The following is a 13,829-nucleotide window of genomic DNA, read 5'->3' as shown; positions in this document are numbered from 1 at the left end:
CGGGGCTGGTCAGGCCTTGGGGAGACCGGGCAGCAGGATGATCCGCGTGCCCGCCAGGCGATCGTGAAGAAATTGCCTGTCCCGGTCGACGAGTGCCCACAACAGACCGACCCCCCCACAAAGCACCGACGGCCACGCAAGGGCATAACGCAGCCAGCCCTGTTGCAGCGATACCGGATTGCCGTCGGCGGTCACGATGCGCAGTTTCCAGGTCTGCATCGCCAGGGTCTGGCCGCCCCTGCGCCAGTACCACAGAAAGTACGCTCCCAGCACCAGAAACACATGAAGCCAGAGCACGCCGCCGGGCGGGGTGTAGTTCGTTCCAGCTCCCAGGATGAGCAGCGGAACCATGAATGTCAGTGCGAGGACGCCCAGCAGGAGCAGGCATTCGTAAAGCATGCTGGCCAGGCGCCGGCGCAGGCCCGCGAGCTCGACGGCCTGCCTCCCGGGGCCTGCAGGCCCAGGTCGGGTGGATTCTTTGGGCATGGTTGCGGTCAGGGTTTTGCCGGCGTGACGGCAGCCGGCGTTGTCGGGTCGGATGAAGGCTGGCTCGGAGCGGGGGAGGAGAGCGCTGCTGCGGCGGGAGCGGGTGCTGCCACCGGGCTGGCGACTCCGGAGGGCAGCGCGGGCGCGGAGCCAGGGTTGGCCGCCGCGGCGGTGCCTGGTGCAGGCTCAATGACTGCCGGGGCCGGTGGCGGCTTCTGGACGACGATCTTTGGCAGCGCCGGGCGCGGCGGCGGCGGTGCCGTAAGCGGCTTGATCGGCTTGGCGCCTGCCTTGGGTGCGACGGGCTTGACCGGCGGCTTCTTGGCGGCCTCGGTGAAGCGCTCCTTTTCTTCGCTGGGGAGCTCCTTGTAGGCGTTCCACTTCTGCCGCAGCGCCTCGCGTTTCTCTGGCGGAATGCGCTGGAGATTGCGATATTGCTCGCGGGCACGGCTGCGCTCTTCCGGCGTCAGGCTCATCCAGGTCTGCATGCGGCCCTGCAGGCGGTCCTGCTCTTCAGGCGTGTAGGCGGGAAAGCGGTCGGCGATGCCGGCCCACTTGCGCTTGCGCTCGTCGGGAAGATCCTGCCATTCCTTGGCGAGGGGCGCGAGGGTGCGCTGCTGGGCGGGCGTGAGGTCGCGCCAGGCCGGGGCTGTGATGGGCGGCGTGGCCAGCGCCAGGGTCGAGCAGGCGAGGGCAACTCCCCCGATCAATCGGGCGAATTGTTTTGAACCCATGCGTCGAAACCCTGGTCGAGGTAGGCGTCAATCGGAAGATCGTCGGAGAGGAGGGCGCTATCGACCTCCTCGAGTTCAGCCATGCGCTGCATTTCGCCCAGCAGCCCACTGCCGACGACGAGGAGAAGGATCAGCACCATCGCGACCGCCGTCCGCCCCTGGGGCAGGGCGCGCTCGGTGAACGCATGGCTGATCCCGGCCAGGCTGAAGCGGCGCACCGTGACTTTCTGGCGGCCGAGCGCCTTCTGGCGGGCCTCATGGAGGCGGCTCGCCACCGCCGGGGAGACCTGGCGCGCGGAGGTGTTGAGATGCTGCCGCACGCGAAACTGAAAATCGTGCTCATTCATAGTGTTATGCCCTTTGCTGCAAGTGCTGCGGCAAGCGTGTGCGTAGCCCGGGAGCAGTGTGTCTTGACACTGCCTTCCGAGCATCCCATTGCCACAGCCGTTTCGGCGATATCCATTTCTTCCCAGTAACGCATGAGGAAGGCTTCGCGTTGACGGGGAGGCAGTTTTTCGATTTCTTTCTCGATGGCAGTCAGGGTTTGTTGCTGCTCGAACTGGGCGTGCGGCGACTCGCTCTTGTAGTCGCTGTCAGCCGATTCGATAACTTCGAGGGGGTCGTGTTCGTCGTCTTCCGGGCCGGAGAAGGCGGACAGCAGGGTCGTCCACATGCTGCGCACCTTCTGGCGGCGGTAAAAGTCGCGAATCACGTTCTGCAGGATGCGTTGGAAGAGCATCGGGAGCTCTTCCAGTGGCTTGTCGCCGTATTTTTCGGCGAGCTTCATCATCGCGTCCTGCACGATGTCCAGGGCTGACTCTTCGTTGCGGACCGCGAACAAGGCCTGTTTGAAGGCTCGTTTTTCGACGCTGGCGAGGAAATCCGATAGTTCGAGGCGGGAGGGCAGGGGGTGATCCTCAGATGTCTGGCACGCACCGGCGCACGGGCTGGATGACAGTTTCAAAGAATGGGGCAGCCACCCCGGGAGATGGGTGCCTCGTGCGGGGCGCCTTGACCAATTGCCGGCTCGGCGGTAAGGTTCCGCGTTTTACATAGCCGAGACAGCTTCGGGTGCAGCGATGGTATTGACCGGTGCGGAAATTGTAATCAGGTGTCTCCAGGAAGAAAAGGTTGATTATCTTTTCGGCTATCCCGGCGGCTCTGTGCTGTACATCTACGACGAATTGTTCAAGCAGGACAAGGTTCGTCACGTGCTGGTGCGTCATGAGCAGGCGGCGGTGCACGCGGCCGACGGCTATGCGCGGTCCACCGACAAGGTCGGCGTCGCGCTGGTGACCTCCGGCCCGGGGGCGACCAATGCCGTCACTGGCATCGCCACGGCCTACTGCGACTCCATTCCGCTGGTGGTGATCTCCGGCCAGGTGCCGTCCGCGGTGATCGGCCAGGACGCCTTCCAGGAGGTCGACACGGTGGGCATCACCCGCCCGTGCGTGAAGCACAACTTCCTGGTGCGCGACGTGCGTGACATCGCCGACACCATCAAGAAGGCTTTCTACCTGGCCAAGACCGGGCGTCCGGGCCCGGTGCTGGTGGATATCCCCAAGGACATCACCGCCCAGAAGTGCGAGTTCGAGTACCCGCAAACCGTCTCGATGCGCTCCTACAACCCGGTGGTCAAGGGGCATCACGGGCAGATCAAGAAGGCGTTGCAGCTTCTCCTCGGCGCCCGTCGCCCGATGGTCTATATCGGCGGTGGTGTGGTGCTCGGCGATGCGGCCGACAAGCTGACGGCGCTGGTGCGCAAGCTCGGCTTCCCTTGCACCAACACGCTGATGGGCCTCGGCGGCTTTCCGGCCACCGATCGCCAGAACGTGGGCATGCTCGGCATGCACGGCACCTACGAAGCCAACATGGCGATGCATTACAGCGACGTGCTGCTCGCCGTTGGTGCGCGTTTCGACGATCGCGTGATCGGCAGCCCGGCGCACTTTGCATCCGAGCCGCGCAAGATCATCCACATCGACATCGACCCGTCGTCGATCTCCAAGCGCGTCAAGGTGGATGTGCCCATCGTCGGCCACGTCGACGAGGTTCTGGGTGAGCTGCTGTCGCTTCTCGACGCCACCTCCGAGCGCCCCGACCAAGAGTCGCTGGGGGTTTGGTGGAAGCAGATCGAGGAATGGCGTCGCCGCGACTGCCTCAAGTTCAACCAGGGCGAAGAGCTCATCAAGCCGCAGTTCGTCATCCAGAAGCTGTGGGAAGTCACTGGCGGCGACGCCTTCGTGACCTCCGACGTGGGCCAGCACCAGATGTGGGCGGCCCAGTACTACAAGTTCGACAAGCCGCGCCGCTGGATCAACTCCGGCGGCCTGGGTACCATGGGTTTCGGCCTGCCCTCCGCGATGGGCGTCCAGCTCGCCCACCCGGGTTCGCCGGTGGCCTGCGTGACCGGCGAGGCGTCGATCCAGATGAACATCCAGGAGCTCGCCACCTGCCGCCAGTTCCGCCTGCCGATCAAGGTCGTGATGCTCAACAACCGCTACCTGGGCATGGTGCGCCAGTGGCAGGAGATCTTCCACGGCAACCGCTACTCCGAGTCCTACATGGATTCGCTGCCCGATTTTGCCCGTCTGGCCGAGGCTTATGGCCACGTCGGCATCCGCGTGGACAAGCCGGGCGACGTGGAAGGCGCGCTGCGCGAGGCCTTCTCGCGCAAGAGCGATCTGGTCTTCCTCGACTTCCAGGTGGATCAGACCGAGAACGTCTATCCGATGGTCCAGGGCGGCAAGGGGCTCACCGACATGATCCTGTCGGCCGAAGATCTTTGATTGGCCGGAGGGCAGGCCGCGCGCAGCCTGCGGCAGCCCTCTTATCCACCGGCTTGGTCAGCTGCCTTCCAGCGCTGCCCGCCGGTCATCCAGCACGAAACGAACATGAGACACGTCATCTCCCTTGTCCTCGAGAATGAAGCCGGCGCGCTGTCCCGCGTGTCCGGCCTGTTTTCTGCGCGGGGCTACAATATCGAGAGCCTGACGGTTGCGCCCACTGAGGACGCTTCCCTGTCGCGCATGACCATCGTCACCTCCGGCTCCGACGACATCGTCGAGCAGATCACCAAGCAGCTCAACAAGCTGGTGGAGGTCGTGAAGGTGGTGGATCTGTCCGAATCGGCGCACATCGAGCGCGAGCTGATGCTCATCAAGGTGCGCGCCGCCGGCAAGGACCGTGAAGAGATCAAGCGCATGGCGGACATCTTCCGCGGGCGCATCATCGATGTGACCGACACGACCTATGTTATCGAGCTGACCGGCACCCAGGCCAAGCTCGATTCCTTTGTCAGCGCCCTCGACGCCGGCCTGATTCTCGAAACCGTGCGTTCCGGTATTTGCGGCGTCGCTCGCGGCGACCGCGTTTTGAAGGTTTGATGTGGGATGTGGCGTGGGCTGTCCCGGCCCGCGCTTTCCCTTGATTTGCTCCTCTTGTGTCAGAAAGGCATGAAATGAAGGTTTTTTACGATAAAGATGCAGACCTCTCCCTGATCAAGGGCAAGCAGGTCACCATCGTTGGTTACGGTTCCCAGGGCCACGCCCACGCGCAGAACCTCAAGGAATCCGGCGTCAACGTGACCGTCGGCCTGCGCAAGGATGGCGCCTCCTGGAACAAGGCCGTCGCTGCCGGCCACAACGTCCAGGAAGTCGCCGAGGCCGTCAAGGCCGCCGACGTCGTCATGATCCTGCTGCCGGACGAGTCCCAGCCGGATGTCTACAAGAACGATATCGCCCCGAACATCAAGCAAGGCGCCACCCTGGCCTTCGCCCACGGCTTTAACGTGCATTACAACCAGATCGTCCCGCGTGCCGACCTGGACGTGATCATGATCGCCCCGAAGGGCCCCGGCCACACCGTGCGCTCCGAGTACCTGAAGGGCGGCGGCGTGCCGACCCTGATCGCCGTGTACCAGGACAAGTCCGGCAAGGCCCGTGACATCGCCCTGTCCTACGCTGCTGCCAACGGCGGCACCAAGGGTGGCGTGATCGAGACCAACTTCCGCGAAGAAACCGAGACCGACCTCTTCGGCGAGCAGGCCGTGCTGTGCGGCGGCGCCGTCGAGCTGGTCAAGATGGGCTTCGAGACCCTGACCGAAGCCGGCTACGCTCCCGAGATGGCCTACTTCGAGTGCCTGCACGAGCTCAAGCTGATCGTCGACCTGATGTACGAAGGTGGCATCGCCAACATGAACTACTCCATCTCCAACAACGCGGAGTATGGCGAGTACGTGACCGGCCCGGAAGTCATCAACGAAGAGTCCCGCTACGCCATGCGCGAAGCCCTCAAGCGCATCCAGACCGGCGAATACGCCAAGATGTTCATCCTGGAAGGCAAGACCAACTACCCGTCCATGACCGCCCGTCGTCGCCTGAACGCCGCCCACCCGATCGAAGTGGTCGGTGAGCAGCTCCGCGACATGATGCCGTGGATCAAGGCCAACAAGCTGGTCGACCAGTCCAAGAACTGATCGAGTCTGGCTTGATGCAATGCGCGCGGGGGACGAAAGTCCCCCGTGTCGTTTTCAGGGCCCGAAGGCATCTCCTGCGTTACAATCCGGTTCGACTTCACCCATCGTCCCGCCCATGGCCGATCTGCAATCCCGCAAACCCCTGCTGAATCCGGAACGCCGGCGCAAGGGTATTTATATTCTCCCCAACCTGTTCACCACGGCAGCCCTCTTTGCCGGTTTCTACGCCATCGTCCAGGCGATGAACGGGCTTTTCGAGCAGGCCGCGGTGGCGATCTTCATCGCCATGGTGCTTGACGGCCTCGACGGCCGGGTCGCGCGGCTCACGCGCACCCAGAGCGCCTTCGGTGCCGAATACGATTCGCTCTCCGACATGGTGTCGTTTGGCGCGGCGCCCGCGCTCATCGTGTACGAATGGGCCCTGAAGGGCATGGGCAAGCTGGGCTGGATGGCAGCTTTCATCTATTGTGCTGGCGCGGCGCTGCGTCTCGCCCGCTTCAACACCAACATCGACGTGGTGGACAAGCGCTACTTCCAGGGGCTGCCTAGCCCGGCAGCCGCCGCGCTGGTCGCAGGGCTGGTGTGGGTGATGATGGACAACGGCATCGCCGGGCCCGACGTGCGCTGGTATGCCTGCGCGCTGACGATCTTTGCCGGCGTCTCGATGGTCAGCAACGTGCTGTTCTATAGCGGCAAGGAGATCAACCTGCGCCGCAGCGTGCCCTTCATCGTCATCATCGCCTTCGTGCTCGGCTTCCTGCTGGTGTCCAGCTACCCGCCGGGCGTGCTTTTCGGGCTGTTCCTGTGCTACGCCGTGTCCGGCTACGTGCTGGGCCTGTGGAACTGGCTGAAGGGGCGCAAGCGCGTCCCCGCGCCGGCTGGCCCGCCCGAGGGTGACGCCTAGCTTAGCCCGCCGATTGCCCCGATCGTCTCCGTCGGCCTGCTGCCAGCCGGTTGTGGCGGCAGCCATGCGATGCCCCGATGTGTTCCCGCTTTGTTGAACGTCGCGGGCGCTGCCTCATCAAATACTCAGAATCCTGCAGGAGCTCATCATGAACGACCAGTTGATCATCTTCGACACCACCTTGCGCGACGGCGAGCAGAGCCCCGGCGCTTCGATGACCCGTGATGAGAAGCTGCGTATTGCCCGCCAGCTGGAGCGCATGCGCGTCGACGTGATCGAGGCCGGCTTTGCGGCGGCGTCCAACGGCGACTTCGAGGCCGTCAAGGCCGTCGCCGAGGCCATCAAGGACTCCACCGTCTGCTCGCTGGCGCGGGCCAACGAGGCCGACATCCGCCGTGCCGGCGAGGCGGTGCGCCCGGCGGCCTCCAGCCGTATCCACACCTTCATCGCGACCAGCCCGATCCACATGGAGAAGAAGCTGCGCATGAGTCCGGATGAGGTGGTTTCGCAGGCCGTCAAGGCCATCGGCTGGGCGCGCCAATACACCGATCAGGTGGAGTTCTCGGCCGAGGACGCGGGCCGCTCCGAGATCGACTTCCTGTGCCGGATCTTCGAAGAGGTGATCAAGGCCGGCGCGACCACCATCAACGTGCCGGACACCGTCGGCTACAACGTGCCCGAACAGTTCGCGGCCACCATCCGTAGCTTGATCGAACGTGTGCCCAATTCTGACAAGGTGGTCTGGTCGGTGCATTGCCACAACGACCTGGGCCTCGCGGTGGCCAACTCGCTGGCGGCGGTGCGGGCTGGTGCACGCCAGGTCGAGTGCACAATCAACGGCCTCGGTGAGCGGGCCGGCAATGCCTCCCTCGAGGAGATCGTGATGGCCGTTCGGACGCGCCGGGATGTTTACCAGTGCGACACGCGCATCGATACCACCCACATCGTGCCGGCCTCCAAGCTGGTGTCGGGCATCACGGGTTTTGCGGTGCAGCCGAACAAGGCCATCGTCGGTGCGAATGCCTTCGCCCACGAGTCGGGTATTCACCAGGATGGCGTGCTCAAGCACCGCGAAACCTACGAGATCATGCGTGCCGAAGACGTGGGCTGGACGGCCAACAAGCTGGTGATGGGCAAGCACTCCGGCCGCAACGCCTTCCGCTCGCGCCTGCAGGAGCTCGGGGTGGTCATCGAGTCCGAGGAGCAGCTCAATAGCGCCTTCGCCCGTTTCAAGGCGCTGGCCGACAAGAAGCACGAGATCTTCGACGAGGACCTGCAGGCCCTGATGAACGACGACAGCTCGGAGCCGAAGGAGCATTATCGCCTGCTTTCGTCCTCCTTCCACTCCGAAACCGGTGAGCAGCCCAGCGCGCGAGTGACGCTGGCCGTGGATGGTCGCGAGCAGAACGTCGAGTCGTCCGGCTCCGGCCCGGTGGATGCGGCCTTCAAGGCCATCGAGAGCATCGCCGACAGCCGTGCCGAGCTGCTGCTTTACTCGGTGAACGCCATCACCACCGGGACCGACGCCCAGGGCGAGGTTACCGTGCGGCTGGCGCGGGACGGCAAGGTCGTGAATGGCCAGGGTGCCGATACCGACATCATCGTCGCATCGGCCAAGGCCTATCTGAACGCCCTCAACAAGCTCGAGGCGGGCACGGAAAGGTTGAATCCCCAGGTCTGACCTGTCGGGCTGCAGGCCCGGGGGAGGGGGCTCAGGCCTCGTCCCGCGAGGCCTGGGCCAGGCGGGAAGGGGCGGTGTTGCGGGCGTAGAGCACCGTCGCCACGAAGAAGATCACGCTCAAGATGGCCTCCGCCAACGCCAGTGCGTTGCCGGGGGCCGCGTCGTTGGTGCGGACCACGCCTTCGGTGAGGTAGAGCAGGATCATCATGCAGCTCCACTGGTAGGTGTAGCGTGTGCCGCGCAGGATGCCGAAGAGGGCGAACATCAGCGGGATCACCTTCAGGGTCATCCACGAGCCGCCGGGGCGCAGGGGGGCGAGGAAAGCCTCCCAGGCGAGGCACAGGGCGATAAGTGCGATCAGACTGATGCTGGCAATCAGGGACAGGGTCTTGGGTTTCATCGGGCTGCAAGTTTGAGGGACATTTCGGCGAGGCGCTTGCCGAGGGCGATGGCGAGGCGTTTTTCCTCGTCGGTGATCCGGGTGTCGTCGTCGTTGCCGGCAACGTGGGTGGCGCCGTAGGGCGAGCCGCCGCTGCGGCTGCGGGTGAGATCAGGCTCGGAAAACGGCAGGCCGACGATGAGCATGCCGTGGTGGAGCAGGGGTGTCATCATCGACAGCAGGGTGCTCTCCTGGCCGCCGTGCTGGCTGGCCGACGAGGTGAACACGCAGGCTGGCTTGCCAGCCAAGGCGCCCGACAGCCAGGGGCCGGCGGTGCCGTCGATAAAGTATTTCATCGGGGCGGCCATGTTGCCGAAGCGCGTCGGGCTGCCGAGGGCGAGCCCGATGCATTCTTCGAGGTCGCGGGCCTCGGCATAGGGGGCGCCGTGGTCTGGAATGTCCGGCTCGGTGCTTTCGCAGACCGTGGATACCCGGGGTACGGTGCGCAGCCGGGCGCTGGCGCCGGGGACTGCATCGATGCCGCGGGCGATGAGTTCGGCCAGCGCGCGCACGGAGCCGCGGTGGCTGTAATAGAGAACAAGAACTTCCTGCATGGTGGAGCCCGTGAAACGGAAAGGCATTATACGTAAATGAAGTCGCCTCTCACCTCCCTGCGCCCAGCGGCATTGTTGCCGGAGAGCACCCGACAGCTGCTGCGGGCGGTGGGGCGCAGGTTTCACGACGGGCGCTGCGCCCAGGTGGCGGCGAGCCTCGCCTTCACGACCCTGCTGTCGCTGGTGCCCTTCGTCACCCTGGTGGCGGTGGTGTTCAGCCGGCTGCCCCAGTCGGCGCGGCTGGATGCGGCGTTGCGGGGGTTTCTGCTCGACAACCTGTTGCCCGAGAAGGCCGGCAAGGTGATCGCGACCTACGCACTGCAGTTCAGTCAGAAGGCGACCAATCTGACGATCGCCGGTGCGGTGGCGCTGATCCTGACGACGGTGCTCTTGATGCGGACCATCGATCAGGTCATCAACGAGATCTGGATGGTGCGCAGCCGGCGGCCGTGGGCGACCCGACTGGCAGCCTACTGGGTCGCGCTCTCCTTCGGGCCCTTGCTGCTGGCCGGGGGCGTCGTGCTGGCGAGCGCCATGCTCAGTGTATCCCTCAGTGTGGTGAGTGAGCCGGCGTGGCTGGAGGCGGTGGGTTTGCGGTTGATCTCGTTGCTCATCATGACCGCTCTCTTCGGTTTGCTGTACTACGTGGTGCCCCATTGCCGCGTGAAGGCAAGCCATGCGCTGGTGTCGGGATTGCTGGCGGCGGTGGGGCTGTTGCTCATGCAGCGCCTGCTTGGCGCCTATCTGGTTCATTTTCCGAGTTACACCCTTGTCTATGGCGCCTTTGCTGCGGTGCCGATCCTGCTGGTGTGGCTCTATGTGTCGTGGATCGTGGTGTTGCTCGGTGCGGTGGTGGCGGCAGTGCTGCCGGAGCGGAAGCTCTTTGCCGGCCGCTTGCCGGCCTTCCCGGGGCGGCCCTTGTATGTGGCGCTGCTGATGCTCTCGGAACTGGTCGAGGCGCAGCGGGAGGGGCGGAGTCGCGACTTCGATGCCCTTGCCCGGGTGGCGCGAACCGCGCCGGAGGAGCTTGGGGAAGTGTTGGCCGTGCTGGTCGCTGAACGGATCGTGATCTGTGCCGAGGATGGTGGCTGGCTGCTCGCGCGTGCTGCCGAGGGAGTCAGGCTGGTGGAGGTGGCGCGGCTGTTTGGATGGCGCCGGCCCCCGGCAGGCGTCGATCTGCCAGGTTCCGCCGGGTGCCGGGTTGATCTGCGCTATGCGGCACTTCTGGCCGCGATGGAGCGGGCGGCCGATCTTCCCCTGGCGTCCTTGCGGGGCGGCCCTGGCTTATAGGGGGTAGGGGTCGATCTCGTACTGGAAAAGCTCGACCGCCGGGGTTTGCATGTCGAGGCTGAGCAGGCGCCCCTGGGCGATGTAGAGCCGGTGGATGTCGGAGACCAGCATGAAGCGGCGGGCCGAGTAGGTGCCGGCGGGCGCGAGGATGGACTGCTGGCGGCCCAGGGCAGCGATGGGCGGCATCACCAGCGCCGGGCGCATGGGCCGGGGTTTCGAGCCGCCGCGGAAGCCCACGGTGACAGGTTTTGCGGTGTTGGCGATGACCTGCAGGCCAAGTTCGATCTGTTCGGGGGTTTCGCTGCGGATCCAGCGTACGACGCAGAGGGTCCAGGGTTCGTCCGGGCTGCGCCGAAGAGCGATCGCGATGCCGGGCGTCAGGGCGCTCGCGGTGCCGGTGACCTGCATGATGGCGTAGCCGGTGGGGCTCTCGTTCACCACCATCCACTGGGTGGCGAGGCGTGTCTGGGCGGTGGTGGTTGGCTCCCGCAGCATCTTCCAGATGTTCTCGAGCCCGCAGCACACACTCACGGCATATTGATTGCGCCGGCGGGGGTGTTCCCGGTGTGGTGGGGAGGTCCAGTATTCGCGCACGCGTCGCAGCAGGGTCGCCGTCTCGGCGCGGCCCAGGCTGGTGGGCAGGTTGCCGGGCGGCTCGCCCTCGCCTTCGAGTTGCTCGATCAGGGCGGTGGCGCGTCGGGCCAGTTCTTCGGCGGTGAAGTAGATCAGGCCGTCGACCTCCGGGGGTTCCCGGCGGCTGATGGAAACCGGCGGTGTATCCTGGTCCGGGTCGATCCACAGCCAGCCGAAACCCCCTTCGCCGGGCAGCGAGGCGCGGATGATGAGGTTCTTGGCGGCATTGGCGAGATACTCCGAGAGCCAGTTGATCTCGGTGCCGGTGAGGCCTTCGGGCTGGGCCGCTGAGAAGGCGAGGATGTACTTGTAGGCGCGCAGTGCGCCCTCGGCGGCCTGACCGGCCGCGACATCGGGGGAGTTGTCTACCTTGCTGGTGCGAAAGAATGAGTGAGCGCGCAGCCAGAACTCGAAGGGCGCGCTGTTGCCTGCGAGGTGCGCGACGGTGAGCTGCTCGCCGAGGATCTCGAGCGCCTTGGCGCTGATGGCTTCCGGGTTGCGCCGGACGGTGCGAACCAGCCGGTGGCGGACTTCGGCGAGCACTTCTTCGTAGCCCGCCGCGATCTTGCCGAGCGCCGAGACCAGCCGGGTTGCCGAACGGTGCAGGCTGACGGTGAGCGGAAGCGTTGCGGTGGCGAAGCGGTCGCGAAAGAGCCCGCTGATCGCGAGGGAGCGCACATGCAGCAGATCAAGGCAGCGATGAAACTGGTTGCGGCTGATCTCGGGGCGCCCAAGCTCGTCGAGGTGACGAACGAGGGCGGCAAGCTCGAGGTCTGCGTCGGCGGACAGTTCGGTAGCCAGCCAGTCGAGAACTGGGGCCGTGCGGTCGGATTGGGAGGTATCGGCAGCGCTCATCGCCTACGGGATCTCTTGGCTAAGCGGCCATTGTAATTAAGTTCCCCGAAAACGGGTGTGCGGAATGGGTATGGCATTCCGGGCTTGTTCACACGCGGCCCTGGCAATGTGACGGGTGTTCAGGTTTTCTTGCTGTTTTTCGCATACTAATTTAAGATCACGCGTTTTTCCAATTCCATCGGATCAGGAACAGTCATGGTTGTCATTCGTCTCGCCCGCAGTGGTTCCAAGAAGCGCCCGTTCTACAACATCGTTGCCGCTGATTCCCGCAATCGCCGCGACGGCCGTTTCATCGAGCGTGTCGGTTACTACAACCCGGTTGCCTCCGGCAACGAAAAGGGTCTCGTGATCAACGCCGAGCGCCTGGCTTACTGGCAAGGTACCGGCGCCCAGCTGTCCGACACCGTCGCTCGCCTGGCCAAGCAGGCTGCCAAGGCCGTTGCCTGAGCAGGGTGATCGTCCTGACGCCCAGCGTGGTTCGCCGATGATCGTTCTTGGGCGCATTGTCGCGCCCTTTGGTGTCCAGGGCTGGGTCAGGGTACATCCCTTCGGGGATGACCCGTTGTCGTGGAAGAAAATGCCGCAATGGTGGTTGGGCACCGATCCGGACGGTAAGGTCTGGGTACCTTACACCCTTACGGGGTGCAAGGAACATGGCAAGGGTGGCATCGTTGCATCCTTCGCCGAGGTCCCCGACCGTAACGGTGCCGAAGCGGTTGGCGGTTACTACATTGCCGCACCGCGGGAGGCGCTCCCCAAGCCTGATGCAGATGAATACTACTGGGGCGACCTCGTCGGCCTGGAGGTTCGCAATGCGTCTGGGGTCGTGCTGGGCAAGGTCACTGGCCTGCTGTCCACCGGTGCCCATGATGTCCTGCAGATCCAGGACGGCGATGCTGAACGCCTCATTCCGTTTGTCGCGAGCTATGTCACCGCAGTCGATATCGACAGCGGTCGTATCAGCGTCGAATGGGAAGCGGACTGGTGATCGAGCCCGGGGGCCGCAAGGCCTACGATGTCGTCACGCTGTTCCCTGAAATGTTCTCGGCCCTCACGGGCTCCGGCATCACGGGAAGGGCCCGGGAGCGCGGTCTCTATGAGCTGAGCTGCTGGAATCCGCGGGACTTTACCGAAGATCGTCATCGCACCGTCGATGATCGCCCTTACGGTGGAGGCCCGGGGATGGTGATGCTGCCGGGGCCGCTGGAGAAGTCCATTGCTTCGGCAAAGGCTCGACAGGCTGTTTCGACAGGCGCCGCCGGGCGGGTGATTTACCTCTCGCCGCAGGGGCGTCAGCTTGATCATGGCCGGGTTCTGGAGCTCGCTTCCGAGCCGGCGTTGGTGCTCCTGTGCGGGCGCTACGAAGGCGTCGATCAACGGCTGATCGAGCGTTGTGTCGATGAAGAGATCTCGCTGGGCGATTTCGTCCTCTCCGGGGGCGAGTTGCCGGCGATGGTTCTGCTTGACGCGATGATCCGGCAGCTGCCGGGTGCATTGAACGACGGGGATTCCGCAGTCGAGGATTCCTTCGTGGATGGTTTGCTGGATTGCCCTCACTACACCCGGCCGGTGGTGTACGAGGATATGGCGGTGCCCGATGTCTTGCTGTCGGGCAATCATGCCGAGATCCGTCGCTGGCGTCTGCAGCAGTCCCTGGGGCGCACTGAGTTGCGTCGGCCGGACCTGCTGGCGGAGCGGAAGTTGAGCAAGGAAGAGTTGCGTCTGCTGGAAGCATTCCGGCAGACAAACAGGAAATCGGCGCCGTAACTTTGCCGG

The 13,829-nt window shown here is 64.7% G+C and carries 16 protein-coding genes; 9 read left to right on the top strand and 7 right to left on the bottom strand.

Features of this window, described 5'->3' with window-relative positions; genetic code table 11:
* Window positions 1-9: 9 nt before the first annotated feature.
* The 4 genes from ZRA01_RS11590 to ZRA01_RS11575 are packed head-to-tail and all read right to left on the bottom strand — an operon-like array spanning window position 10 to window position 2,184.
* Window positions 10-486 (bottom strand): RDD family protein, encoded by a 477-nt coding sequence (locus tag ZRA01_RS11590; RefSeq protein WP_141352333.1) that lies wholly within the window; start codon window positions 484-486, stop codon window positions 10-12.
* 8 nt (window positions 487-494) lie between these two features.
* A complete protein-coding gene (locus ZRA01_RS11585) occupies window positions 495-1,220 on the bottom strand; it encodes a DUF3106 domain-containing protein (protein ID WP_141352331.1) in 726 nt (241 codons plus the stop codon).
* Entirely contained in the window at window positions 1,193-1,567 is a 375-nt protein-coding gene (locus tag ZRA01_RS11580; RefSeq protein ID WP_170182957.1) for a DUF3619 family protein, read from the bottom strand. The genes ZRA01_RS11585 and ZRA01_RS11580 overlap by 28 nt, the downstream gene beginning before the upstream one ends.
* A complete protein-coding gene (locus tag ZRA01_RS11575) occupies window positions 1,564-2,184 on the bottom strand; it encodes an RNA polymerase sigma factor (RefSeq protein ID WP_246093647.1) in 621 nt (206 codons plus the stop codon). Before ZRA01_RS11575 ends, ZRA01_RS11580 begins: the two co-directional genes overlap by 4 nt.
* Before the next feature lie 88 nt (window positions 2,185-2,272).
* Between ZRA01_RS11575 and ZRA01_RS11570 the strand changes: the two genes are divergently transcribed.
* The 5 genes from ZRA01_RS11570 (at window position 2,273) to ZRA01_RS11550 (ending at window position 8,282) form a co-directional block, all read left to right on the top strand.
* Entirely contained in the window at window positions 2,273-4,009 is a 1,737-nt protein-coding gene (locus tag ZRA01_RS11570; protein ID WP_281279874.1) for an acetolactate synthase 3 catalytic subunit, read from the top strand.
* A 105-nt stretch (window positions 4,010-4,114) separates the two neighbouring features.
* Window positions 4,115-4,606 carry an acetolactate synthase small subunit gene (gene ilvN, locus ZRA01_RS11565; protein WP_141352325.1) on the top strand — a complete coding sequence of 164 codons (492 nt, stop codon included), beginning with the start codon at window positions 4,115-4,117 and terminating at the stop codon, window positions 4,604-4,606.
* Window positions 4,607-4,680: 74 nt separating this feature from the next.
* Complete coding sequence (gene ilvC / locus ZRA01_RS11560) at window positions 4,681-5,697, top strand: ketol-acid reductoisomerase (protein WP_141352323.1); 1,017 nt, start codon at window positions 4,681-4,683, stop codon at window positions 5,695-5,697.
* 115 nt (window positions 5,698-5,812) lie between these two features.
* On the top strand, window positions 5,813-6,601 hold the full coding sequence (pssA, locus tag ZRA01_RS11555; RefSeq protein WP_141352321.1) for a CDP-diacylglycerol--serine O-phosphatidyltransferase: 789 nt from the start codon (window positions 5,813-5,815) through the stop codon (window positions 6,599-6,601).
* A gap of 148 nt (window positions 6,602-6,749) precedes the next feature.
* On the top strand, window positions 6,750-8,282 hold the full coding sequence (locus tag ZRA01_RS11550) for a 2-isopropylmalate synthase (RefSeq protein WP_141352319.1): 1,533 nt from the start codon (window positions 6,750-6,752) through the stop codon (window positions 8,280-8,282).
* 31 nt (window positions 8,283-8,313) lie between these two features.
* On the opposite strand, the gene ZRA01_RS11545 is transcribed toward ZRA01_RS11550, so the two are convergent.
* Together ZRA01_RS11545 and wrbA are read right to left on the bottom strand one after the other, a co-directional pair.
* Window positions 8,314-8,682 carry a DUF2069 domain-containing protein gene (locus ZRA01_RS11545; protein WP_141352317.1) on the bottom strand — a complete coding sequence of 123 codons (369 nt, stop codon included), beginning with the start codon at window positions 8,680-8,682 and terminating at the stop codon, window positions 8,314-8,316.
* Window positions 8,679-9,275, bottom strand: coding sequence for an NAD(P)H:quinone oxidoreductase (gene wrbA, locus ZRA01_RS11540; protein ID WP_141352315.1), 597 nt, complete (start codon window positions 9,273-9,275; stop codon window positions 8,679-8,681). Before wrbA ends, ZRA01_RS11545 begins: the two co-directional genes overlap by 4 nt.
* 36 nt (window positions 9,276-9,311) lie before the next feature.
* Here wrbA and ZRA01_RS11535 point away from each other — a divergent pair, with 36 nt between their 5' ends.
* Window positions 9,312-10,565: a YihY family inner membrane protein gene (locus ZRA01_RS11535; protein WP_141352313.1), complete on the top strand. Its 1,254-nt coding sequence runs from the start codon at window positions 9,312-9,314 to the stop codon at window positions 10,563-10,565.
* Here ZRA01_RS11535 and ZRA01_RS11530 read toward each other — a convergent pair.
* Window positions 10,560-12,053: a cyclic-di-GMP receptor FimW-related protein gene (locus ZRA01_RS11530; protein ID WP_141352311.1), complete on the bottom strand. Its 1,494-nt coding sequence runs from the start codon at window positions 12,051-12,053 to the stop codon at window positions 10,560-10,562. The two genes, ZRA01_RS11535 and ZRA01_RS11530, sit on opposite strands and share 6 nt — an antisense overlap.
* Before the next feature lie 195 nt (window positions 12,054-12,248).
* Here ZRA01_RS11530 and rpsP point away from each other — a divergent pair, with 195 nt between their 5' ends.
* The 3 genes from rpsP to trmD are packed head-to-tail and all read left to right on the top strand — an operon-like array spanning window position 12,249 to window position 13,820.
* Window positions 12,249-12,500 carry a 30S ribosomal protein S16 gene (gene rpsP / locus ZRA01_RS11525; protein ID WP_141352309.1) on the top strand — a complete coding sequence of 84 codons (252 nt, stop codon included), beginning with the start codon at window positions 12,249-12,251 and terminating at the stop codon, window positions 12,498-12,500.
* A gap of 37 nt (window positions 12,501-12,537) precedes the next feature.
* Window positions 12,538-13,041, top strand: coding sequence for a ribosome maturation factor RimM (gene rimM / locus ZRA01_RS11520; RefSeq protein ID WP_141352307.1), 504 nt, complete (start codon window positions 12,538-12,540; stop codon window positions 13,039-13,041).
* Entirely contained in the window at window positions 13,023-13,820 is a 798-nt protein-coding gene (gene trmD / locus ZRA01_RS11515) for a tRNA (guanosine(37)-N1)-methyltransferase TrmD (RefSeq protein ID WP_141352305.1), read from the top strand. Before rimM ends, trmD begins: the two co-directional genes overlap by 19 nt.
* The last annotated feature ends 9 nt before the right edge of the window (window positions 13,821-13,829 follow it).

Source organism: Zoogloea ramigera, assembly GCF_006539865.1.
In the GTDB taxonomy this organism is placed as follows: domain Bacteria; phylum Pseudomonadota; class Gammaproteobacteria; order Burkholderiales; family Rhodocyclaceae; genus Zoogloea; species Zoogloea ramigera.
This window is presented reverse-complemented; position numbering and strand designations above follow the sequence as displayed.

Coding starts and splice junctions, on each gene's coding strand:
- ZRA01_RS11590 (WP_141352333.1), bottom strand. CDS start 486: ATGCCCAAAGAATCCACCCGACCTGGGCCTGCAGGCCCCGGGAGGCAG.
- ZRA01_RS11585 (WP_141352331.1), bottom strand. CDS start 1,220: ATGGGTTCAAAACAATTCGCCCGATTGATCGGGGGAGTTGCCCTCGCC.
- ZRA01_RS11580 (WP_170182957.1), bottom strand. CDS start 1,567: ATGAATGAGCACGATTTTCAGTTTCGCGTGCGGCAGCATCTCAACACC.
- ilvN (WP_141352325.1), top strand. CDS start 4,115: ATGAGACACGTCATCTCCCTTGTCCTCGAGAATGAAGCCGGCGCGCTG.
- ilvC (WP_141352323.1), top strand. CDS start 4,681: ATGAAGGTTTTTTACGATAAAGATGCAGACCTCTCCCTGATCAAGGGC.
- pssA (WP_141352321.1), top strand. CDS start 5,813: ATGGCCGATCTGCAATCCCGCAAACCCCTGCTGAATCCGGAACGCCGG.
- ZRA01_RS11550 (WP_141352319.1), top strand. CDS start 6,750: ATGAACGACCAGTTGATCATCTTCGACACCACCTTGCGCGACGGCGAG.
- ZRA01_RS11545 (WP_141352317.1), bottom strand. CDS start 8,682: ATGAAACCCAAGACCCTGTCCCTGATTGCCAGCATCAGTCTGATCGCA.
- wrbA (WP_141352315.1), bottom strand. CDS start 9,275: ATGCAGGAAGTTCTTGTTCTCTATTACAGCCACCGCGGCTCCGTGCGC.
- ZRA01_RS11535 (WP_141352313.1), top strand. CDS start 9,312: ATGAAGTCGCCTCTCACCTCCCTGCGCCCAGCGGCATTGTTGCCGGAG.
- ZRA01_RS11530 (WP_141352311.1), bottom strand. CDS start 12,053: ATGAGCGCTGCCGATACCTCCCAATCCGACCGCACGGCCCCAGTTCTC.
- rpsP (WP_141352309.1), top strand. CDS start 12,249: ATGGTTGTCATTCGTCTCGCCCGCAGTGGTTCCAAGAAGCGCCCGTTC.
- rimM (WP_141352307.1), top strand. CDS start 12,538: ATGATCGTTCTTGGGCGCATTGTCGCGCCCTTTGGTGTCCAGGGCTGG.
- trmD (WP_141352305.1), top strand. CDS start 13,023: ATGGGAAGCGGACTGGTGATCGAGCCCGGGGGCCGCAAGGCCTACGAT.